Below are 22,130 nucleotides of genomic sequence, written 5' to 3'. Positions count from 1 at the left end.
CAAGCGGCACAACGCGTCGCGGGCACCTTGCGATCTCGTTGCAAGCGTCAACTCGGACCGCAATTGCCCGACCCCGATCAAATTGCAAGGCGCTGCCATATCGGTCGCCGTGTTGTGCAGAGCGTCCCTAGCTGCACGCAAAGCAGACGTGCTCGTCACCCACGAAGCGCCCTCCTGGCACGACCACGGCTTCGCCGCACTCGACAGCTTGGCGGTGCGCATGGGCGTGCGCTGGCTGGTGCACGGACATCACCACACCGACATCGACTACCAGGCCGGGTACCAACGCCTACGCAAGCCCACCGGCTGCGGCATCAACGCCTACGGCGTCGACCAGGGCAGCTTCATCGCCCTGCCCCGCTGACCCCATCTCATCGAAGCCCAACTCAAGGAGATCCAAATGAGCGAAGAGAAGAGCCCGCTGTACCTGTTCCTGGACGCCAACCCGGCCATGGTTCCGGACATCCCGGGCGGCCACGGTGACGGATGGAATGACGTCGTTCTGGAGGCGCTGAAGAAGCTGCAGGCGCTGTCCGTCGAGACCGGCGTGGGCATCAAGATCCGGCAGATCAAGGAGAAGTTCGGCGGCCTGCGGCTGTACATCCAGGTCGATGAAGAAGACAGCCTGGAGGATCTGCAAGTGGTGCAGCAGACGACGGGGCACGTCAGGCTGACGCCTGGTGCATCTGCTGGATCGGTGCGGGAGCGTGCGTACGCGATCGTGCGCGAGGCCGAGGACGCTGCGGCCGCGCGTTGCGAGACATGCGGAGCCTCACCAGGGCCGCTGCGCAACCTGGGCGGCTACCGCTGCCGCATGTGCGATGCCTGCCTGGCCAAGCGAGGCGGTGAGGCCAGAGACCTTCGGGAGACGAGATGAAGATCAAGATTCTTCTGCTGTCAGACCTCCATCTGGAGTTCGCGAAGTTCGAGCCAAAGGCTGAGACCGTCGCCGCGTCCGACGTGATCGTGCTGGCCGGCGACATCGCCGAAGGTCTGCGCGGCACGCGCTGGGCTGCCAAGGCCTTCCCTCCGACCAAGCCGATCGTGTATGTCGCCGGCAACCATGAGTTCTACGGTCACGACTGGGGCTTGATGCGCGACTTGCTTCGCCAGGACTGCGCCGGCTCAAACATCCACCTCTTGGACAACGGCCAGGTCGTGATCGGCGGCGTCCGGTTTCTGGGATCGACGCTGTGGACCGACTTTGACCTTCTGACCCGGAAGAAGGATGGCCGACTCCAGAGGGCGCAAGCCATGGCAGCCGCCAAATGGGGGCTGAATGACTACCAGTGCGTCCTCCATGCGGGGAAGCTGATGGAGCCAGAGGACACCCGCCATGACCACGAAGCGAGCAGGCGCTGGCTCGCTGAGCGCCTGGCAGAGCCGCACGACGGCCCGACCGTCGTCGTGACACACCACGCGCCCAGTGAACTGAGCGGTCACCCCAAGTACCGCGGTGACGAGCTGTCGCCGTGCTTTGCCTCGGAGATGCCCGACGAGTTCTTCGGCAAAGCTGCGCTCTGGGTGCATGGGCACATGCACAACAGCAGCGACTACGAGTTAGGCGGCACACGGGTCGTGTGCAACCCCAGGGGCTACCCGCGCTCGCGCGTGCTTGGCCCCGAAGTGGGCTTCGAGAACCCTGACTTCAGCCCCACTAGGCTGTTGGAGGTGTGAGATGGCAGCGAAGAAGAACGAGCCACCACCGCAGGGCTACAGGCCCATCGTGCTGCTGGAGGGCGCGATGGGCGGAGCCAATGGCCTGGACGACTTGCTTGTGCCGGGGAAGCTTGCTGCGGAGCTGAACAGCTACCGCGCGACGCTCACGAGGAATAGCCCAGCAGAGGCCTATGCAAAGGCGGCTGCAGCCCTGCCGCGGCGCCTGCTCGACCCGGTGACACGCCGCAAAGTCCTCGCAGCCATCGGCACCGAGTCGGCTGAAGGTGAGGCCCGGGATTGGGACGCCAGAGAAGAGGAGAGCGCCGAGCGGGACGAAGAGGACAACGAGCAGGGCGGCCAGGATAGAAATCCGAATCCGTTCGCAGGCCTGACCGCTTCGTTGAAGTGCGATGCATACCCGGCGGCTTCGCCTTCTCACAAGCCTGCGCCAGCGCTCGAGAAGACCGAGCCAACGAAGCGCGCTCACGGCGAGCTGTGCCCGCGCGGTGTGCACATGCACGTGTTCGGCGATGACGCCTTTGATGCCTGGAGATCGAAAATCGATCAACTGCTGAGCGGTGCGATCTCGAAGCACAGCGACGACGGCAAGCGAGCCAGAACGATGAAGGATCTGCAGGATCGCGGCCCCGCCCGGTTGGTGATGTTGCTGCCAGACTGGCAAGAAAAGCTGCAGACGCTTGAGCGCGAGATGCCCAACTTCGGCCACGTCATCGAAGCCGTGGCCAGGCAGTGCTCGCTGTCACGATGCACCAGCTCTGCGCTGAACATTCACCCTCTGCTGCTGGCCGGCGGACCTGGGGTGGGCAAGAGCTACTTCGCCAAGCGTCTGGCGCTCGCGCTCGAACTCCCCTCGTACACGTATCACCTGGAGAGCGCAGAGAGCAATAGCATCATGCTCGGCACCGAGCGTCACTGGTCCAACTCAGAGCCCGGCGTGTTGTTCAAGATGTTTGCCGATCGAGATCTGGCCAATCCGGTGATCGTGCTCGATGAGATCGACAAGGGGCCGAGCCGCAGTGGTCAGTACCGCCCGCGCGACTCACTGATCCCGTTGCTGGAGCGATCGACGGCCAGGAGCCTGCGCGACAAGTCCGCAGAGGTCGTCTTCGATGGAAGCTGGGTCATCTATGTCGCCACCGCAAACGCCCTGAGTCCGATCGAGCGGCCGTTGTTGTCTCGATTCGAGATCCACCACGTGCGCGATCTGGAGCCCAAGGAAGCAGTCGGCGTGGTGCGGGCAATGCACGACAGCATCCGCAAGGAGCTGGGCCTCGAGCGCTTCGCGAGGCCTGAGCAGAACCTGGTGCAGGAGCTCGCGCTGCTGGCCAATCCGCGGGTCATCAACAAGGCGCTGCGGCGTGCGTTTGCAGGCGCGGTGGAAGCGCGCGGGACGGATGACAACGCCCTGCGACTCGCCGACCTCGGGTTTGAGTTCGGTCAGGCGGCCGGACTGCACTGACGAGAGTTCACATGACAACGATCGACAGAGACTTGCAGCGGTTGATGACCGCAGTTGCTGAGCTGCCGGCGCCGGAGATCAAGCCGGACATTCGGTTGTGCAACTGGCGGCTCGTGCAAATTCACGATCGGCCTGGCGCCAGGCCGTTTCGTCGCCTTGTCGGCAGACGCTACAGCGAGGGCTACCCAGTGGTCGGTCTGCTGATGTCTTCGCCTGTCGAGCACATCGACCTGGCCCGTCGGCTGGCGACCACGCACAGCGGCAGCGTGTATGAGCTCGTCGGTCAGCCGGGCTTAGACGATGCTGAGCTGAACTGGATCGGCATCGTCGGGCTGGGCGGTCACAAGTCACGAGATCTCACGCCTGCGCTGCAGCGGCTGATGCGAAGGAGGTCATGATGGACGAGATCCAGAGGAAGCTGCTGCTGTTCGTCGTGTCCGGCGGCGCCCATGAGATGCCTCCGGTCACTGAGCAGCCTCGGGTCCGCCTGGTGCGCTGGACCATCGCGAAGATCTGGCATCCGGGCTTTGCGAAGTGCCGCAGCCCCTACCACGTCCTGACTGGCCACGACGGCGTTGAGGGCCGCCTGACCTCGCCCCTGGTTGCCTACGACTGGGACCGCATGGAGATGACGACGCACAGTGGCCGCGTGTACCAGCTAGTGGGTCCGTCAGAGCCGGACTCGGATGGCATCTGGCTGCTCAACCGCGGGCTGCACGGAGACATCCGTGCCAAGGATGCGACGCCTGCGGTTCAGCGGATCCTGAGGATGCGTGGAGAGGTCGAATAGGCGATGAACAAGCCCAAGGGAACTGGCTGCGTGCGGCGTATAAGCAATCTGGGCGACCAAGCCGCTCTCTGGGTCTCACAGATGCGTTTCAAAGCCCAGGAAACGCCACGGAACAGTGTTTGACTCCCACCCTTCGACTGATGACTCCCCCCTCCGGCACGGCGCGTGACACGGCACGAATCTTCAACGACGTGGTCTAAGCCAACAGCCATGCTGCAGTGGCAGCAAGACGAAACGTGTGGCGATTCAGGCTATCTGGGCGCGGACAAGCGGTCTGACGCCCACGCGGAGGTCCTCCGGAACGTGGCCATGCAACAGGGCAAGCGTTGGTAACTCGACCACAGCTAGCCGGTCGAACAGCTGACCGACCACGTGGCGCGGATCAGGGCAAGCATCCGCGCGAGCGGTCGAGCATCCGATCCGGGTGATCAACCGGCAGTTCAGCCATGCGAAGGTCCGCTACCGGGGGCTGGCGAATAACACGCCGTATTTGCACACCCTGCTCGTACTGGCCCACCTCTGGACCGCGCGTAGGCGCTTGACCCAAGCCGTGGCATGAGTGCGCCCGAAAGCGACCTGCAAAGAGGCATAACAGGTCACGGGCACCATGCGATCTCGTTGCAAGCGTCAACTCGGAACGCAATTGTCCGGCACCGATCGGATCGCAAGGCGCTGCCTTGTCGGTCGGAGCCTTGTGCGGAGCGTCTCTTAGAGGCGGAATGCCATGCCAAAACAACTCCGGCGTGTGCATCTCGGCCTGCTTAACGCGAAGCAAGGACTTCATCGATGAGCCCGGCCAGCTTCTCATAGGTTTCTTCCTTGTTCAGCAGCCGCGCCACGCCGGCGACTCGGGCCCCCAGCAGCAGGTCTTCGGACAGATAGCCCGAGCTCACGATGACGGGCAGACCCGGCCGGATCCTGGCCACCTCCGTGGCCACCTCCAAGCCGGTGAGCTCGGGCATGTTGTAGTCCGAAACGACGATGTCCACATCCACCAGCGCATCGCCAAGGGCCTGCAGCGCCACGCGGGGGCTGGCGAAGACGCTGACACGGAAGCCGGCGCGGGTCAGCAGCACCTCGACGGTCGCCACCAGCACTTCGTCGTCGTCGATGTAGACAACATGCTGCCCGCGGTCTGGCGCAGGCGTCCGTGACGGCAGCGCCAGCGGCAGTGACTCGGCGGCGCCAGCGCTGACCAAGGGCAGCAGCAACCCGAACCGCGTCCCCTTGCCCGGTGCGCTGTGCACCGTGAGCACGCCGCGGTGCTCAGCGACGATGCCGTGCGCCACCGCCAAGCCCAGACCTGTGCCCTCACCCCTGGGTTTGGTGGTGAAGAACGGCTCGAACACCCGCTCCAGGGTCTGTGCGTCCATGCCGCAGCCGTCGTCGCTGACGATGACGCGCGCATACCGGCCCGGCTGCCAGGGGCCGAAGCCCGCGACGAGGCCGTCTGGCGCATCGCCTTCGTAGACGTCCAGCGTGACGCCGATGCGGCCACTGCTGCCGCGCAGCGCCTGCCATGCGTTGGTGCAGAGGTTCAACACCACCTGCTCGACCTGCGTCGCATCGGCGAGCACATGCAGGGGCTCGTCGCACAGCACCACCCGCAACTGGGCAGACGCCGGCAGCGTGCTGCGCAGAAGGCCAGTGCATTCCTCGACCAGCGGCTGGAGCACCTGCCGGCGCAGCAGCTGCGGCTGGCGCCGGCTGAATGCCATGATCTGACGCACCAGTTCGCGCGCCCGGTTGCCGGCACGCCCGATGTGCGCGAGCCGCGGCCGCACCGGATGGTCGGACGCCAGTTCCTCCTCGGCCAGCACGGTGTTCGCCAGGATGGCGCCCAGCACGTTGTTGAAGTCGTGCGCGATGCCACCGGCCAGCGTGCCGACGGCCTCCATCTTCTGCGCATTGCGGAGCTGCTGCTCGAGCGTGCGCCGAACCTGCTCGGCCTGGACGCGCTCGCTGATTTCGCGGAACACCAGCACCGCACCCAGCAAGGCGCCCTCGGTGTCGAGGATGGGGCCCGCGGCGTCGTCGATCGGCAGTTCGCGGCCGTCGCGTGCCAGCAGCACGGTCTCCGGATCGAGGCCCACGATGCGACGCTCCAGCAGCACGCGCTGCACTGGATCGGCGGCGGGCTGGCGCGTCTGCGCATGCACGATCGCAAACACCGCCGTGATCGGCTGGCCCTGCGCTTCGGCCTCGGACCAACCGCACAACTGCTCGGCCACCGGGTTCATCAGCACCACGCGCGCCTGCGCGTCCGTGGCAATGACGGCGTCACCGATGCTGCGCAGCACGACGCGCAGCCACTCACCCTGCCTGCGCAGTGCGGCTTCGGCAGCACGGCGCCGGGCGACCTCACGCGACAGGGCGTCGATGCGCTCGTTCAGGGCGAGGAAGCGGTTGGCCGCAACCGCCTGCGGCTGCAGCCTGACGAGCAAGCCTGCCGGGTGCTCGTTGGTGGCCTCGACACGCGCCAGCTCACAGCGGCAGAGCTCACAGCGGTCCAGTGCGGCCACGCCGCGCTTCAGCATCAGCCGGACCGGGCTGAAATGGGTGCTGCGTGCGCCTTGCCGCAGCGCGGCGATGACGGTGTCAGACGGGTCAGCGCACAGTGTCTCGAAGGCTTGGCCAACCATGTCCTGGGCCGTCACGCCCAGCCATTGCGCAGCGGCGCGGTTGACGTGCAGGACGCAGCCCTGCAGGTCCAACAGCAACAGCTGTTCCGGCAGGACGTCAAGCAACGGTCGCATCGCGCGCACCTGCGGATGGACAGGGTCTCACTCGAAGCAGGAGGGACATGGTCTCGTTCTAGACCTTGAAATACTCACGGCCCGTGGCCGCATCGGCCTGCGCCGTGCGCTGCAAATGCACCACCACACGGCAGCCAGGGGCACCACCGGCGATCGTCTGCGCCAGTTCAACCTTGGCTTGACCCAGGTTCTCGGCTGCGATGACACCGAAGACGTTGGAGGTCATCATGCACAGCGATGGCCGGCCGATGACCTTGTCGCCAAACGGGCAGCGACGGTTCTCCAGCACGATGCGCGTGTCGTCTTGCTCGACAACGCGGAAGTCACCGTCAATCCGTCGCTTGAGGTCGACCAGCACATCGGCCACCTGCGCGCGGCTCAGCACCGGGAGCGCCAGGTCGCGCCGGTAGCCGGCATTGATCTGCTCGCCGATGCGCTGGCCGACCACGCTGATGAAGCCGGCGGCCTCGTCCAGCCCCACCACATCCTCCAGCGTCCCCGTCAGCTCGCGCAGCAAGGTCCGCAGAAAGAGGTCGCGGTCGAGCTCAAATGGTGCTGCTGCTGCGTCGTCGCCAGATGCCGCCGACTGGTCTGGTGCCGCTGAAGCTGGAAACAATCCCCGGGTCATGGGTGCTCCTCCATCACGGGCAAGTCCGAGGATTTCAGGGTAACCCAATCGGACACCTGACCACAAAGGGGCCGCCACCCAGGCCGGGGGGTTGAAGGTGCACGCTTGATCCAGTCGCTGCGCCTGGTGCAGCGCCGTGAGCCAGGCAGAGCCGTGCGCGCGTTGGTCAACACCCCAGCGCTGAGACTGTCGCAGGCCGTGCTGGAGCCATCGTCCACTGCGCTCGGAGAACCGAGCAGCACCGTCGATGGACCGTGCAGGTCATCGCTGGGCAGCCATCTGAAAGGCCTCGGTCAATCGACGAACACGTCGGGTTGCAGACGCCAGTCGCTCCATCGGACCTGCGGCGACTGCGGGAACACCCGCAGCACCCGCTTCTCGCCATCACTGCGCCGCCGGGCGTTGTCGTCCCATGCAGCCTGTCCGAAGTGGTTCAGCGCCAAGTCGATCGCCTCGATCTTCCATTCGGACACCTGGAGCTCGCGCATCGCTGCCACCATGATCGCGTCCGCGTCCCGGCGGAGTAGCGCTTGTCCACGGTGCTGTCCCGACCAGTACAGCCAGTCATGGATCACTGCTGCGTAAGCGTACTGATCATCCGGCGCCAGGACCGACCAGAACAGGCGCGGGATGCTCGCCAGATCGGTCACGAAACCGCGCGGTGCGGTCACCCGGGCTGCCGGTTGGCCGGCAGGCTCCCACCAAGCGTCGTCGTTGAGCCACCACACCCGATCCAGGAACCGCGAGATGGCAAGCGGTCGTCCGAGGTCGCGCCCGGCGACGAGCTGCGAATACCACGCATCGGGACTGACCTCCGGCAGACCTCTCGCCTGCGCGGGCAGACCTGGCGGTTCTGCAGACGCTGCCGCGGACTGCCCTCGCAACGCCGTCGGCACAACCCAGGCTGAGCAGAACGCCACGCTGCCGATCACCAAAGACCTGCGGTCACCGTTTGTCGGTTTGTCTGACACAGCTCGGCTCCTCGCAACACGTCGACATCATCGTAGCAGCGGGCGTATCCTCGGGTTTAGGGAACCATGGCGGCGTGACCACCGATTGCCGCCGGGCCGGGGATACGGAGGACACGATGCAGTGCTTGCAAGTGGGCGAGAGTGGTTCGTCTTCGAACACTGGCAGGGCAGCCATGGTCCTGGCGGCCGCGCTGGTCCTGGCTGTGCCGGCTGTGCAGGCGGCTGCTGATTGCCTGCGAGACACCCGCGAAGTCAAGCTCGGCGGCAGCAACGACCCACCTGTCAGGCTGCGGCAGTATCTGTGCGAGCGGGACGCAGGCGTGCGGGTCTCCGTGCAGTTCTTGCGGCTGAGCGACCAGGTCGCCGCCGGGCTGCTGGCAGGCAGGATGCCCGCGGCCCTGCATCCTGTGCTGGGCAACGCACGCGTCGTGCGCAATCCGGTCGCCGAAGAATTCCTTCGGCTGACGCAGGCCCATGGGATCAGTTTGTCGGCCGACGGCATGGGCGGGTACGCGTCGCTCAGCTCGACCACCCAGGAGATCACCAGCGCCCAAATGGCAGGGGCTGAGATTCCGACCGTCACGGGGTTGCTGGCGCCAGAAAATCCCCCGGTCGACTTCCCCGATCCACAGGCGCTGGCCGGCCTGACTTCACCAGCTGCAGTGCCGACCGGCTATCGCACCATCAGCGAGGAGTTCATCTGGCGCTACATGACGCTGGACGACCTCGAGCGGTATGCGGACAAGGTGGCCGAGTACAACAAGCTGATCGTGGGCCCGCGATTCGGAAACCAGTTCACTGGCTTTCGTACCGGCACACCGCCGCGCGAGATCCGGCTCTACCGCGAACTGGCGCGGGGTGGCTGGCCGTCCGACTTCATCGTCATCAAGGGCCGGCGCGACGTTGCGCCGTCCTGCGGCTTCACCAAGTGGTGGGACTTCAGCTATTGGCCGCGCGAGCCGGTGATGGACGTGGTGGTCGTGGAGAACCGCGGCCAGCGGCCGTTGGCCGTCGATGCCCTGCTCGGCGTCATGGGCGGGGCGCAACGGCTGCGGCCCACACCTCTCGATGCGGCGGCGACGCCGCAGCAGGCGGTGACGGGCGCGCTCGGCACGCTGGACCCGGGCCGGCGGGCCATCGTCCCGGTGCGCCTGAGCTGGCTGGTCGGTGACGGCCAACGTGAAGCTTTTGCAGACGCGAAGACCGGCGTGCCGTCGACCCGCGCCTACCACTGGGGGCCCGAGATTGCCGTGGCTGGCCTGAGCATCAATGGCAAGCCTCTGACACTCGAAGGCTCGGCGGCGAGCTTCCTGTCGATGACGATGTCATCTGGCGCCGGTTCCTGCCCGGTCCTTGAACGCTGGGACACTGTCGCGCGGCGCTGGATCGACACCGGCAAGGTCATCGACAAGGCGAACGGCGCAGACCGGGAGGCGACCGAGACACGCCAATTCGCCGGCTTTGTCGGGCGGTTCCGCCTGATCGAGCACGAGGCGGAGATCGCCACGATCCGCCGGGTCGGCCTGCGCCTGGTGTTGAAGGACGGCACCGAGATCGACGCCTTGACACGTGTGGCGCTACCGGCATCGGCCCGGCAAGATGCACAGCCATCGCCCGTGCGGCTGGCCATGGGGGAATCGATGGAGTTGCGATTCGACCTTCCGCCAGGTGTCGCCGCGCGGCAGGTCGCCGCGTCGCGCCTGTCCGTCACAGGCCACTACGACCGCTACGCGGACCTGCTCGCAGGCGCGCAGTCGCAGCGGTCCAGCGTCAGGCTGGCGCTCGCGTCGCTTCGATCCAGGAGCGACGAGGCCATGGCCCATGCCTGTCTCGGCCCCTGAACGGCATCATCGATCGCGGCGGCTGACCGTTGGCAGCGGCCCCGCCACCGTGTCCAGAGAACGGAGCACTGTTCGGCGACCGCGGTGTGCGGGCACGTAGACCGGGTCTTGCGGATCGAAGGTGGGATGGTCGGCCTGCAATTGACGGAAGAAGAACTCGATGTGGCGGGACACCTCGTCCACCGTGATCCGACCGGGTCGGTGGAGCTGGCCGATGCGGTCTGCGTCCTGGTTCAGCGCACCACGCAGAAAGGCATAGCTGAACAGTCCGTTGCCGCGCCGCGCCGGGTCCCGCTCCGCATTGAATGCGTGCTCGGGACTCTCCCGAGCACGCTGGCCGGCATCCGCGCTGAACATCAGGTGTGCGGAGGGAAGCGCTGTCTCGAACTCGCCGCGCATCTTGGCTGCGTCGAACGGTGCTGCGCGCGGATCTGGCGACAGATTTCGGCAGGCATCGAAGACAAGCAGCCGGTCACCTTCGAGCCTGGACACCGCGTCGAGTAACTGCTGGCTGGACAGACTGGGTGGAAGGCCCGACGTCGATCCGCCTGCGGCAGCAGGCCGAGGGAGCAGCAGCAGTGAGTACCCCTTGCCTGCGCTGGTGGGGTTGGCCAAGCCGTGCCCTGAGAACCAGAAGACGAACAGATCGTCTGCCGGGGGCAAGCGCTTGATCTCTGCCTCGATCCGATCGATGGCGTTGAGGATGCCCGCGGCCTCGACCGGATGGGATCGAACCAGACCGATGGACGCGAGCTGGCGCAGCTCTTGGGCCGCCGGGCTGGCATCCGCCGCCGCCGGTGCAACGAAGAGGTCGATCGACAGCTGTTCATAGTCGCGAGCAGCACCACCGCGCTGATGGTCGGCAACCAGCAGCCGCGCAAGGTCGATCGCGTCGTTGTGCGCGAAACGCAGACTCGCCGGCATGGCCCCAGGACCACCACCGTAATCGGCCACACCGACCAGCACCGCCCATAGTCGACGCGGGGGTGGGCGCGGTGGCTCTCCGGCCCACGTCAGCGCGTGGCAGGTCGGCGCGTCGCCCACCAGGAAGCACACATGGAAGTCTGTCCCAGGACCAGGCGTTCGCCCTGTCAGGTCGACTTGAAGGGCGACTTCGCCGTCCCCGCGCACCACCAGCGGCACATCGGGGCCCAATCGCTGGCCGGCATGCACCTTGGGCAGACGCACGCCCGTGCCATCCGTCGCCTGGATGGAGACAGGTCCGGCTTCGGTTCCGCGCACATCCAACCGCACGGCGATCAAGGGGCGCTCGAGCCGCGTCTTCGCCCGAGGCGCCAGGACGGTGACGTCCGCCCCGACACAGCGCCCGGCCAGCCGCTCCGTGATCGGACCGGTGGCGGCCGTGCCCGCAGGCGCGGCACGGCGACCGTCGTCCAGTGCAGTCCGCACCGCCTCGGGATCGTAGAGTTCTGCCGTCAGCGCGCCGAATGTCACCAGTTGACGCTGGCACTTCTGGTCAGTCAACTGCCAGCGCAAGCGGTTTCGCGAGCGCGCATCCGATGCGAACTCGCCCGTCTCGGGCAACCAGGCCACCCAGCTCCAGTCGCCCTCCCGCAGCTGATCTGGGCTGCCGGCCTCACTGCTCGCGCGGCGCAGATGCACAGCCAGGCGCTCTTCCAGGCTGCAGCGCGAACGCCCTGACGCGTCCCGCGCCAGGTCCACCACGCGGTACCAGCGCAGCACCGCATCCCCGTGGGCCACAACCAGCGTCTTGCCGTCGGTAGAGCCATTGATCCGCAACGCCTCATTGGTGACCCGAAGCGCGCAGGCAACGAACGGATCATCCCTGGATGCATCGACAACGCGGATGTGATCCGACGACGCGACTGCGACGCGGTTGCCACGCAGGACCACGGCTTCACGGTGCAGTTCGTCTGCGTCGACACGCCAGCCCGTCGCCAAGCGACCGCGGATGTCCGGCGGGCGTGCGCCGTTGACCCAGCTGGCACGCGGCTCGATCAGGCCCCGCTCGTCGGCAACACGGCGAAGCGCGGGCGAAGTCCCCGCCGATACCTGCAACCGCCGCGCATCGAACAACAACCGCAGCGGTCGGTCTTCAACATGCCGGTAGTCGACCAGGTGGACGGTCGAGGCATCGTCGGACACGTCGAACGGCAGCGGCAGGCCGTCGTCGCCGACGCGCTGACGCAAGTCGACACCGGCACTGTCGAACGCCATCGCCACGGGCATGGAACCACCGACCAGCAGACGCTCCCCGGCAGGATCCAAGCCCACGACGCTGCGGTTTGAGCCGAAGGCAAAGCCGCCGCGGCGTGGCAGGGCCGCGATGTCAGCGATCCGGTCTGTGCCGACACGCAGTGCGCGGGGCGCTTGTGCGGGTGTGTCAGTGCGCCAGGCCAAGGCGCAGTTCTCGCGCCTCCCGACCATGGCGCCCTGCCCCGTGATGATCTCTGCGCGCAAGGCCAGACAAGGCAGGGCACCGCCCGCAACAAGCCAGGATGCCGTGCCGATCCGGGCCCAGGCGACGCGCGCGAGATCGAACTGCGCAGCCGACGGTGTGACGGCGGGATCCAGCGCGTCCGGGAAATCGACCGCGTTGTCGAGCACAGCGATGCCAGCGAGCGGCTCGAGCGTCGGCAGCGACAGCACAGCCACTGCAGGCAGCGCATTGGTCGACACGCCGGCCTTGCGCCTGGATCCGACGGCAACTGCCTGCATGTCTGGCGCCAGCGCCAGCGAAGAAGGCAGCTCGAGGCTCACCTCCGCCGGGCTGCGTCGCGCGACGCGTTCGATGCCTGCGCCAGCCCGGCGGTAGACCATGACACCAGCATCGCCCGCTGCGATGATCCAGGCGTCTGGGTTCGGAGTGACCAGGACGGCCAGCGCGTTGCCCGCGCTGTTCGCGTGACCCGGTGGCGGGACCGTGGCCGATGCCCCGGTGCAGGCTGCGGGATCGTCCATGCTCTCGCCAGACGGCGATCCGTCCGCCACGACCCAGGCTCGCACGCCACAGCCGTGGCTCAAGGCAGCGGCCAGAAACGCACCGTCGGGGGAGAACCGCAGCGCCTGCGCGCGGCTCGGCAAACCGCCGAACGTCCGCAGCACGCGGCCACTGCGCCGGTCAAGGAGCTGGATGGCTGCCTTGCCACTGGCGGTGGCCACCGGCGTGGCATAGGCGATTGTTTCGCCGTCCGGAGCCACCGCCATGGCCCGGGCGCGACGCGCTTCAAAGCCTGCGTCGAAGAGGTGGCGAACCACGGGGTCAGGCCGCGAGTCCAGCGCCCATGCGGCATAGGACTGACTGGCCAGCGCGGCCACGAGGACCTGCTCGTTCGCATCGGTCCCGATGGCCCACAGGGCAGACGAGAACGGGTCATCGAGCCGGGCCAGCGGCTGCGCAGACTGTGCCGCACCCGTGAAGGTCACCAGCCAGAGAACCAGTGCGATTCCGCTCTGACACAGCGTGTTGATCAGGTGCTCCTGGATCGTGGGAGATGGTGGCATGGGGCAGTCCTGGAACGACTTCATCTGGACCTCGGCCTTGAATTGTGTGCCCTCGTCCGGCGCCGCCTGCTGACGCGCACGACTTGAGTCGGGTGTTGGTGGCGCCAATCGGAACTGCTCTGTGCCAAACGTGCAGACGGGCTCAGTTTCCGGTCGGCGCCAACAACCTCGCACATCAGCGCACCCTTGATGACGGCCTGTCTTGCAGTGCGCCACGCACAGCAACAACGGGACGCCGACGGCATGGGGGAGCACCTCCGGCCGATTGAGCGCACACACATGTCAGCAGGACATGCCGGCAAAGGTGAGCGCGAGAGCGATACAATGCCGTCTCGCCGGCGCGTTGCCAACCAAAGTGGCAGCCTCCAGCCGGTCGACTTTGCGACGACGTCGCCTTTTGGCTAGCTGAGCAGCAGCCGACCGAGCCACCATGCTCACGCAGGCCCCTCGCCTGCATTTCTGATTGCATACGATTTCAAGTCAATTTCCCATGGGCAAGTACGTCGTTTCGCCCACGACACACCCGACCGACTGCGGCCGCTTTCGTGCCTCCTTCTCGGTCCAACGCTCGAAGGGAGAAGGCAGCTACTGCCGGGTGTTCAGGTCGAACACGACATTCTCTTCACGCGATGCTGCGCAACTGTTCGCCGTCACACAAGGATGGCTGCAGACCTGCATGCCGAATCCCCCGTCGTGCTGACAACTGCTCCCCATGGCAGTTAAAGCCCAGCTTCGACCTCGCGGACTTCTGGTTCGCTCGCACGCATCGCGATGGATGCGTCCTGATTCAATGAAAGGCTCATCATGAGCACCAAGATCTTCGTGGGCAACCTGCCCTTCTCCGTCACCGATGCCAGCCTCAGAAGCAACTTTGGCGAGTTCGGCAAAGTGTCCTCCGCCAAGGTCATGATGGACCGCGACACGAACAAGTCAAAAGGCTTCGGTTTCGTCGAGATGGAGTCGGCCGAATTTGCCCAGGCCGCGATTGCCGGTTTGAACGGCATGTCCGTCGATGGCCGCGCCATCAGCGTGAGTCTGGCGCGCCCCCGTGAAGACCGCGCCACCCCGGGCGGCAACGGTTCCCACGGCTACCGCGCCTCCAATCGCTCGGACGTAGGGTACGGGACGGACGGCTTCGGCGGCCGAGGCTGATCGCAGCCTGCCCCACAACCAAAAGGCCGTCTCTGCGAGACGGCCTTTTTTAATCCTCGCACGCGTACCGGATGCGAGAAAAGGCCCGCTTCAGCAGGCGCAGCGCAACCATGCGGTTCATACCCATCTCGGTGGCGGCGCAGGCGGTGGCCAAGGCGGCATTGGCTTACCCGATGACAGCCCTTTGCCATTGTCCGCGCCTCGCCGGGTCAAGCCATAGGCGGCTCCAAACTCGACGCCGGAAAACTGGCGTTCAGGTGCCCGCCGAGGCTGCGACTGGGCGCGTGGGGCGACCGACCGGAAATGGCCGGGTCTGTGAGGTCACGAGCGGCCGCTTCGTAGAAGAGAAACAAGAAAATCGGCGGCTCGCCGTCCGGCCGCTTTGGAGCAACCCGGCCGGCAGGTGTGGGTCGATCACTGCCGACTGCGGCTGTCGGCTTTCCAGTCGCTCAATGTAAATGTCAGCTTTCAGGCTTTGAGATCTCTCACCCTGCTGTCGCTGGCCGACCCCTGAAGGGACATGCGCTGTCCTAATCTCTGCGCCACACAGCTGCCGGTCGGCCCCGCACACCGGCGCCCGGTGGCGGCCTTGCCGCAGAGGGCACAAGTTGGCCGGCGGTACAGATGGCGCGCTACTGCTGAGGGACAGCGCCGCCACCTGGCTGCCCGGGCATCTGCCCATCTGCCCCCGCAGGTCAGCGCTCGGCCAGTGCTTCGGCGACCCGTTGGCACAGGTGGTCGAGCGTGTTCTCCTTGCCCAGCAGATGGCGCACCCCCAGGGCCCGCGCCGCGGCCACCAGCGCATCGTCGAAGTAGCCCGAGCTAAGCACCACCGGTAGGTCGGGCCGCATGGCAGCCAGCTCGCGCACCACATCCAGCCCATTGCGGCCGGACATGTTGAAGTCGGTGACCAGCACGTCGCAGGCCTCGGGCGCGGCGCGCAGTGCTTGCAGCGCCAGTTCCGGGTCGTTGAAGACGCTGACCTGGTAGCCCGCGCGCTCCAGCAGCTCCGCTGACACCAGGCCCATGGACTCGTCGTCGTCCAGCACCAGCACATGCCGACCGCGGCCCTCGCCGGCGTCGTCGTCGCCAGCGTCGAAGGCGCCGAAGACCGTGCTGTAGCCCGAGACCACTTCGCTTTCGGCGTCGGCCTGCGGGTCTGCGCTTGGCAGGTGCACATGGAACACTGAGCCCAGGCCCGGACTGCTGTCCAGCGCTACCGTGCCTCCATGGCTGACGACAATGCCGTGCACCACGGATAGACCCAGACCGGTGCCCTGGCCGGTGGACTTGGTGGTGAAGAAGGGCTCGAAGATGCGTGCTCGGGTGGCGGTGTCCATGCCCATGCCGTCGTCGCGCACCCACAGGTGCACACGTTCACTGTCGCCCACCGCTTCCAGCCCGACCTCGATGCGGCCGCGCCCGCCGTGCAACGCGTGCCAGGCATTGGTGCACAAGTTCATCAGCACCTGCTGTATCTGCGTGGCGTCACACCGCACCCACAGCGCGGCGGCAGGCAGGCGCGTGTTCAGCTGCACATCGGCAGGCAGGGTGCTTTTCAACAGCGCCACCGTCTCCAGAACCACGGGTTGCAGCGGCTGTGGGCGCAGGGCCAGCGGTTGCTGGCGACTGAAGGCCAGGATCTGCTGCACCAGACTGCGCGCGCGCAGGCTGGCCCGTTTCACTCGTCTTAGCGGCTGCTGTGCGGCATGCCCGGCGTCAAGCATGCCGCGGGCCAGCGCCACGTTGCCGATGATGGCGCCCAGGATGTTGTTGAAATCGTGGGCGATGCCGCCGGCCAGGGTGCCTATGGCCTGCAGCTTCTGTGTTTCGCGCAGCTGGTCCTCCATCGCGGTCTTCAACGCTTCGGCTTCGCGCTGCTCGGTGGTGTCGGTGGCCTGGACGATGTAGCAGTCCAGTACCCCGTGCTCGTCACGCACCGCATGCACGGCCGCCGAGGCCCAGCGGGTCTGGCCGGTCGAGGATGTGTAGCGGTCCTCGCTGACCACCGGTGCCGGACTAGCGGCGGCAGCGGCAAGTCGGTGAGGCCATTCGGCCTGCATCTCGGGCTGGTCCCGCCACCAGGGTGTGTGCCAGAACAGCTGGCCGACGATGGCTGTGCGCGGCAGTTCCGTGCCGGGGACCAGTTGGGCGTTGAAGTCGAGCACCCGGCCGTCGGGCGCCAGGATGGCCATGAATTGGAATTGGTGGCCGAAGGCGCTTCGAAAGCGCCGCTGCAGGCGTTCGAGCTCGTGTTGCGACCGGGCCAGCGCCTCGGCGAGTGCCTGCTCTCGTTCGGTGGGGCCTGAACCGGGTGGCATCGCTCATCATCGACAGAGGGCGCCAGGTGCGTCAAGGGGGAGTGGTAGACGAGCGAGCGGCCCCGCCGGGTTCCGCTGAAACGTCACGGCGCTCGCACCGGTTGGCAGGCAAGGGGACTGAACCTCTTGGGCAGACTCCCTCAACTCGGGTGCATCCCCAACAAGCACAGCAGTACCTACGCAGACGCATCCATCCGCGTCCTCAGGGGCCTGGCCAGGGCAGTTCGAGCCGGCGTCCCTGTGCCTCAGGCAAAAAACTGCTTGTGGCCGACTGCTGCAGCCCTCGAACGGCGGCTTCGTAGACGCGGATCGTGAAGGACCCGGGCTGGTCGGAGGACAGCTTCGGAGCGCGTCGACGGGCAGGTGTGGGTCGTTCACTGCCCACCGCGAACGTCGGATTCCCGGTCGAACAACCTGAAGGTCAACTTTTCGGCGGTGAGATCGCGCGCCTGACAGGCGCTGGCCGACCCAGAGGCGCCGCAAGCACTCTTCATGACGAGCGGCTGGTCCAGACTGACCGCGGTCAGTCGCCAGGCCGAACTGAAAATCGACCCGACCAAAGAGCGGACAATCAGTGATTGTGGGCTAGCACCATCATGCATCCCGACGTTTGCAGCCGCTCCGGTTTCGGCCAGCAGGGCGCACGGTTCGATCTTGATCGTCACGGCCTCGTATCCGGAAGGCCTGATCAGCTTGACGACTTCACGACATGCCCATCCAACACCGGGTTACCAAGCAGGCTGTGAGCAAGGCGCCGGCGGATCGCGCTCCTGACCGGCTTTCGCAGCCGCTGGATCAAGTGCTCCGCGATGCCGCAAGACGACGGCAGCTGAACAAGGGAGAAACGCTTTACACCCGGGGATCACGCCCCGACTCGATCTTCTGCGTGGAACGAGGCGCCGTTCAACTGAGCACGACTTCCGCCAGCGGCAGGGAAGCTGTGCTGGCAGTGGTTGAAGGTGGTCGTTGGTTCGGGGAGCTCACCGTCTTCATCCAGGCACCGCGCGTTCACGATGCCAAGGCCCTGACCGATGCTGAACTGTTGGTGGTCAGTGCGCGGCGCCTTCAGGACATTGTCAACAAGCGGCCCGAGCACGTGCTCGAATTCTTGCGGCTCGTCTGCTTTCGGTACAAGTGGGCCATCGAACGCATGGACGCCACCATCCTGCAGCCCTTGTCGGTTCGGCTGGCTCATTTGTTGGCAGTCACGCACGAACGTGCCGCTGGCGGCCACGCCGTGCCCCTGCCCGAACTGAAGGTGTCCCAGGAGTCGCTGGGCCACATGCTCGGAGCTTCGCGGCAGAGCGTGAACCGGCAGTTGAAGCAATGGGAGCTGGATGGTCTGCTCCGTGTGTCCTATGGATGCATCACACTGTTGGACCTGAATGCGCTGCAAAGGCTCGCGCTGCTGCCACCCGATGGATCACGGTGATTTCAGGCGCAGGCGCCGGTTCACGGCGTGATGCGAATGTTGGCCGTCCTGGCGATCTCGGCATAGACCGGTGCGTCGTCCTTGATCTGGCGGACGAACTCGTCGGGCGTACCGCCACCGGGGCTGACCCCCAGTGCCCTCAGCTTGGCAGCCACGTCGGGCATGCGCAATGCGCTGCTCACTCCCTGGGCGAACTTCTGTGCGACGGCGGGCGGCGTGCCGGCGGGCATGAACATGCCATGCCAGCCGGAGGGCTCGAATGATCGGTAGCCAAGTTCCGTGAAGGTCGGAACGTCTGGCAGCTCCGGAATGCGCTGGGAGCCCGCCACGGCAAGCGCACGCATCGACTTGATGTGTGGCAGAGCGGTGGGGATATCGATGAAGGCGCTCGACAGCTGGCCGCCGGCGAGGCTGGTCACTATGGGTGCAGACCCCTGGAATGGAATATGTGCCAGATCGACGCCCGCCTGTTGTCTGAACAGTTCACCATGAAGATGAGCCGCGCTGGCAATTCCGTAGCTGCCGTAGTTGTGCTGTTTCGGGTTCGCCTTGGCAAGGCCAATGAACTCCTTGAGCGTCTTCGCAGGTGAGTCACCCGGTACGACGAACAGGTTGTTCGTGCGGAGCGTCAAAACGACAGGCAGCAGGTCGCTGAACGGGTCGTACGGCAGCTTCTCCATCACGGCGGGCTGCTGGATCAGCACCGTGTTGTGGACCAGCACCGTGTAGCCATCCGCCGGGGCCCTTGTGACCGCCTGGGTGCCGATCATCCCTGAAGCGCCAGGGCGGTTGTCGATGATCACCGGCTGGCCCCAGGCCTGCTGGAGCTTCTCGCCGATCATGCGCGCAACGGCGTCCGACGCGCCGCCTGCCGGGTAGGGCACCACCAGCTTGATCGGGCGGGTCGGATAGGCAGCGTCGGCAAATGCGGTGGAGCCCACTGCGTACGAGATGAGCAGCAATGCCGCGGCGGTGCTCCGGAGAACGTGTCGAAACAGTTTCATTCTTGATTTCAATCCACTGAATGGTTGCGAGCGACCGAAAGGCAAGTTCACTGGGCAGCAGCTGCCAGCAACCTGTCGCGTCGGTCCTTCAGGGCCGGAAAGAGGTCGTAGGGCAGCTCCGGCACGGTCTGCTGGATCACGTGGTCGAAACGCGACTTGACCAACGGCAGCGTCTCAGGGCTGGGAAAGATGTAGAAGCGCCGCTCCTCGATGGCGCGGAACGTCAAATCCGCGACCGAGTCGGCGGAGATGCCGCCCTGCTGGACTGCCTGCTGCGCCGCGGCACGCGATGCCAACTGTGCCTTGGTCAAGGGTTCGGTATTCACCAGGTGCGCAGGCCGGCTGCGCTCGCATTGACCGATCTCTGTCGGCACGTAGGACGGGCACAAGACGGCGGCGTGCACCTGGGTCGAGGCCAGCTGCAAATCATGGTGCAGGCATTCGGACAGCGCGACCACGGCATGCTTGGTCACGCTGTAGATGCCCATCCCTGGCGCCGTGATCAGCCCGGCCATGGAGGCGGTGTTGACGATGAATCCCTCGTAGCTCGGATCAGCCGCTGCAGCGGCCAGCATCCCCGGCGTGAAGCTGCGAATGCCGTTCGCGACGCCGCGGAGATTGACACCCAGAAGCCAGTCCCAATCCTTCGCGCTGTTCTGCCAGATCGGTCCACCCGAGGTCACGCCGGCATTGTTGAAGACCAGGTTCACGACGCCGAAATCACGCTGTGCCTGATCGGCCAGCATCTGCACGGCAGAGGCATCCGCGACATCGACCGCCATGCCCGTCACCTCGGCACCTTGTGCGCGCAGCGATTGCACGATCCGGTCCAACGCATCTGCCTGGACGTCGGCCAAGACAAGGCGCATGCGGCGCCGCGCAGCGGCCTCGGCAAGCGCCTTGCCCAGGCCCGAGCCCGCACCGGTGACCACGGCCACGCGGTCTTTGAAGTGATTCATGTCAGGTTCTCCAATTCGCTGAGTTGTCGCCAGATGCCCGATGGCCATCAGGCGCGGTATGAAAAGCGCGGATCCGAGAAGTCCACCGAGGGCAGCACTTCACGTTCGTACAGATAGTCCTGGCTGTGCTGCCACTCGGGCTTTCCGCCCCGCCTGGGCAGGCGGTCGAGGCCGCGCAACAGGTAGCCGGCGTTCATGTCGTCGGTGTCCACCCATGGGTGCAGCGGCATGTCTGTGTCCTCCGGCCCTGTTGTCACCGTCACACTGCTGGCTTGGCGGGCCCGGAGGTGGTCGAGCAGGTTGCAGACGAATTGGCCCACCAGCTCGGCGCGCAGGGTCCAGCTGTAGCGGCCGTAGCCATAGACCCAGGCCATGTTGGGCACGCCGGTGAACATGATCCCGCGGTAGCTGACAGCGCGCGAGAAGTCCACTGCGACGCCATCGACGAAGAACGGGATCTCGCCCATCACCGACAGGTCGAAACCTGTCGCCGAGACGATCACGTCGCAGTCGATGCGCTCGCCCGACTGCAGCAGGATGCCGGCTTCATCGATCGCCTCGATGTGGTCGGTCACAACGCTGGCCCGGCCGGAACTGAACGCCTTGAACAAGTCGCCGTCGGGGACGAAGGCGACGCGCTGCTGCAGCGGCTTGTACGGTGGTGTGAAGTGCTTGTCGACGTCGAAGCCTTCAGGCAGGCAGGCTCGCACGCCGGCGATGAGCTGCCGTTTCAGCTCCTCGGGGTAGGTGCGGGCCCGCTCGATCAGCTCGGCCCTGTCGCGCACCATCTTTCGGCGCATGATCTCGTGGATCCAGGCCTCTTCGATGCCGAGCCGTCGCAGTTCATCTGCCAGTGCATCGCCGTTTCGCCCCGTGGCGAAGTACGTCGGTGTCCGCTGCAGCATGGTCACATGCGCGCATTCGTCCACCAAGGCCGGGATGAGCGTCGCGGCCGTCGCGCCCGACCCGATGACGGTCACGCGCTTGCCAGTGAGGTCCAGCGTGTCGGGCCAATTCTGCGGATGGATGACCCGGCCCTTGAACTTGTCCAGCCCCGGCCAAGCCGGCGTGAAGCCCGCGCTGTGGCGGTAGTACCCCTGGCACATCCACAGGAAGCCTGCTTCGACAGCGATGACCTCGTCTCCCTGTCCCGTGGCCACATCGAGCGTCCATGCCTGCGACGCGCCGGACCAGCTGGCGGATTCGATCCGATGCCGATACCGGATGTGCGGCGTCAGCTGTGCATCGTCGATGACCGATCCAAGATAGTCCAGGATCTGCTTACGCGACGCGATGGGATGGCCCTGCCAGGGCTTGAATTCATAGCCGAAGGTGTACAGATCGCTGTCCGATCGTGCCCCCGGGTACTTGTGAATCAACCAAGTGCCACCGAAGGACTCCATCGCTTCGAGGATCAGGAAGCGCATCTGTGGGAAGCGGCGACGCAGCATGCAGGCGCCTCCGATGCCGGAGATGCCTGCGCCGACGATGACCACGTCGAAGCGCTCTGTACGGTCCGGTGAAGGTGTCCTGTGCGGCGCAGAAGCCGGACCGTTTCCTTCCATTTGGGCGGAGGTGGTGTTCATGGGCCCCGATTGTTCGGAGCGCCCGAAGGAAAGACTGTCGTGTCTTGGCAATCTATTCCGGTCTC

The 22,130-nt window shown here is 65.9% G+C and carries 18 protein-coding genes and 1 pseudogene; 10 read left to right on the top strand and 9 right to left on the bottom strand.

All coding sequences use genetic code 11. The features are described 5' to 3' along the window. From FFT10_RS28495 to FFT10_RS26125, 6 genes and pseudogenes are all read left to right on the top strand, one after another. Positions 1 to 364, top strand: a pseudogene (locus FFT10_RS28495) (hypothetical protein); the annotation flags it as partial. Between the two features lie 36 nt (positions 365 to 400). Continuing rightward, a complete protein-coding gene (locus FFT10_RS26145) occupies positions 401 to 877 on the top strand; it encodes a hypothetical protein (protein WP_137735823.1) in 477 nt (158 codons plus the stop codon). Further along, a complete protein-coding gene (locus FFT10_RS26140; RefSeq protein WP_228027329.1) occupies positions 874 to 1,677 on the top strand; it encodes a metallophosphoesterase in 804 nt (267 codons plus the stop codon). Before FFT10_RS26145 ends, FFT10_RS26140 begins: the two co-directional genes overlap by 4 nt. 1 nt (position 1,678) lies before the next feature. Beyond that, positions 1,679 to 3,139 (top strand): AAA family ATPase, encoded by a 1,461-nt coding sequence (locus FFT10_RS26135; protein WP_137735822.1) that lies wholly within the window; start codon positions 1,679 to 1,681, stop codon positions 3,137 to 3,139. Positions 3,140 to 3,150: 11 nt separating this feature from the next. After that, positions 3,151 to 3,537, top strand: a complete 387-nt coding sequence (locus FFT10_RS26130) for a hypothetical protein (RefSeq protein ID WP_137735821.1) — start codon at positions 3,151 to 3,153, stop codon at positions 3,535 to 3,537. Continuing rightward, positions 3,534 to 3,929: a hypothetical protein gene (locus FFT10_RS26125; RefSeq protein WP_162520933.1), complete on the top strand. Its 396-nt coding sequence runs from the start codon at positions 3,534 to 3,536 to the stop codon at positions 3,927 to 3,929. The genes FFT10_RS26130 and FFT10_RS26125 overlap by 4 nt, the downstream gene beginning before the upstream one ends. A 761-nt stretch (positions 3,930 to 4,690) precedes the next feature. On the opposite strand, the gene FFT10_RS26120 is transcribed toward FFT10_RS26125, so the two are convergent. The 3 genes from FFT10_RS26120 to FFT10_RS26110 form a co-directional block, all read right to left on the bottom strand. Beyond that, the gene (locus FFT10_RS26120) at positions 4,691 to 6,685 is read right to left on the bottom strand and encodes a hybrid sensor histidine kinase/response regulator (protein ID WP_137735819.1); all 1,995 of its coding nucleotides are present in this window, start codon (positions 6,683 to 6,685) and stop codon (positions 4,691 to 4,693) included. Between the two features lie 58 nt (positions 6,686 to 6,743). Further along, positions 6,744 to 7,313, bottom strand: a complete 570-nt coding sequence (locus FFT10_RS26115) for a methanogen output domain 1-containing protein (protein ID WP_228027328.1) — start codon at positions 7,311 to 7,313, stop codon at positions 6,744 to 6,746. Between the two features lie 293 nt (positions 7,314 to 7,606). Continuing rightward, positions 7,607 to 8,284, bottom strand: a complete 678-nt coding sequence (locus tag FFT10_RS26110) for a DUF1353 domain-containing protein (RefSeq protein WP_228027327.1) — start codon at positions 8,282 to 8,284, stop codon at positions 7,607 to 7,609. A gap of 173 nt (positions 8,285 to 8,457) precedes the next feature. Between FFT10_RS26110 and FFT10_RS26105 the strand changes: the two genes are divergently transcribed. Further along, on the top strand, positions 8,458 to 10,125 hold the full coding sequence (locus FFT10_RS26105) for a hypothetical protein (protein ID WP_137735818.1): 1,668 nt from the start codon (positions 8,458 to 8,460) through the stop codon (positions 10,123 to 10,125). A 6-nt stretch (positions 10,126 to 10,131) separates the two neighbouring features. On the opposite strand, the gene FFT10_RS26100 is transcribed toward FFT10_RS26105, so the two are convergent. Next, positions 10,132 to 13,611, bottom strand: a complete 3,480-nt coding sequence (locus FFT10_RS26100) for a caspase family protein (protein ID WP_162520932.1) — start codon at positions 13,609 to 13,611, stop codon at positions 10,132 to 10,134. A 490-nt stretch (positions 13,612 to 14,101) separates the two neighbouring features. Between FFT10_RS26100 and FFT10_RS28485 the strand changes: the two genes are divergently transcribed. Then, positions 14,102 to 14,311, top strand: coding sequence for a hypothetical protein (locus FFT10_RS28485; protein ID WP_137735816.1), 210 nt, complete (start codon positions 14,102 to 14,104; stop codon positions 14,309 to 14,311). 104 nt (positions 14,312 to 14,415) lie between these two features. Further along, positions 14,416 to 14,763: an RNA-binding regulator gene (rbp, locus tag FFT10_RS26090; protein WP_137735815.1), complete on the top strand. Its 348-nt coding sequence runs from the start codon at positions 14,416 to 14,418 to the stop codon at positions 14,761 to 14,763. Between the two features lie 695 nt (positions 14,764 to 15,458). On the opposite strand, the gene FFT10_RS26085 is transcribed toward rbp, so the two are convergent. Both FFT10_RS26085 and FFT10_RS26080 read right to left on the bottom strand, forming a co-directional pair. After that, positions 15,459 to 17,084 (bottom strand): hybrid sensor histidine kinase/response regulator, encoded by a 1,626-nt coding sequence (locus tag FFT10_RS26085; protein ID WP_137735814.1) that lies wholly within the window; start codon positions 17,082 to 17,084, stop codon positions 15,459 to 15,461. Between the two features lie 374 nt (positions 17,085 to 17,458). Further along, positions 17,459 to 17,749, bottom strand: a complete 291-nt coding sequence (locus tag FFT10_RS26080; RefSeq protein ID WP_137735813.1) for a hypothetical protein — start codon at positions 17,747 to 17,749, stop codon at positions 17,459 to 17,461. A 44-nt stretch (positions 17,750 to 17,793) separates the two neighbouring features. On the opposite strand from FFT10_RS26080, the gene FFT10_RS26075 reads away from it, so the two are divergent. Beyond that, positions 17,794 to 18,516, top strand: a complete 723-nt coding sequence (locus FFT10_RS26075; protein WP_137735812.1) for a Crp/Fnr family transcriptional regulator — start codon at positions 17,794 to 17,796, stop codon at positions 18,514 to 18,516. Between the two features lie 20 nt (positions 18,517 to 18,536). On the opposite strand, the gene FFT10_RS26070 is transcribed toward FFT10_RS26075, so the two are convergent. Genes FFT10_RS26070 through FFT10_RS26060 form a run of 3 tightly spaced genes read right to left on the bottom strand, consistent with a single transcriptional unit; the run spans position 18,537 to position 22,065 of the window. Continuing rightward, positions 18,537 to 19,520: a Bug family tripartite tricarboxylate transporter substrate binding protein gene (locus FFT10_RS26070; protein WP_137735811.1), complete on the bottom strand. Its 984-nt coding sequence runs from the start codon at positions 19,518 to 19,520 to the stop codon at positions 18,537 to 18,539. Positions 19,521 to 19,567: 47 nt separating this feature from the next. Further along, entirely contained in the window at positions 19,568 to 20,479 is a 912-nt protein-coding gene (locus tag FFT10_RS26065) for an SDR family NAD(P)-dependent oxidoreductase (protein ID WP_137735810.1), read from the bottom strand. Positions 20,480 to 20,526: 47 nt separating this feature from the next. After that, the gene (locus FFT10_RS26060; RefSeq protein WP_228027326.1) at positions 20,527 to 22,065 is read right to left on the bottom strand and encodes a flavin-containing monooxygenase; all 1,539 of its coding nucleotides are present in this window, start codon (positions 22,063 to 22,065) and stop codon (positions 20,527 to 20,529) included. Positions 22,066 to 22,130: the final 65 nt, after the last annotated feature.

The organism is Pseudaquabacterium pictum (assembly GCF_005403045.1).
Classification (GTDB): domain Bacteria; phylum Pseudomonadota; class Gammaproteobacteria; order Burkholderiales; family Burkholderiaceae_C; genus Pseudaquabacterium; species Pseudaquabacterium pictum.
The sequence above is the reverse complement of the archived record's forward strand: the minus strand, read 5'-3'. Positions and strand labels throughout refer to the sequence as shown.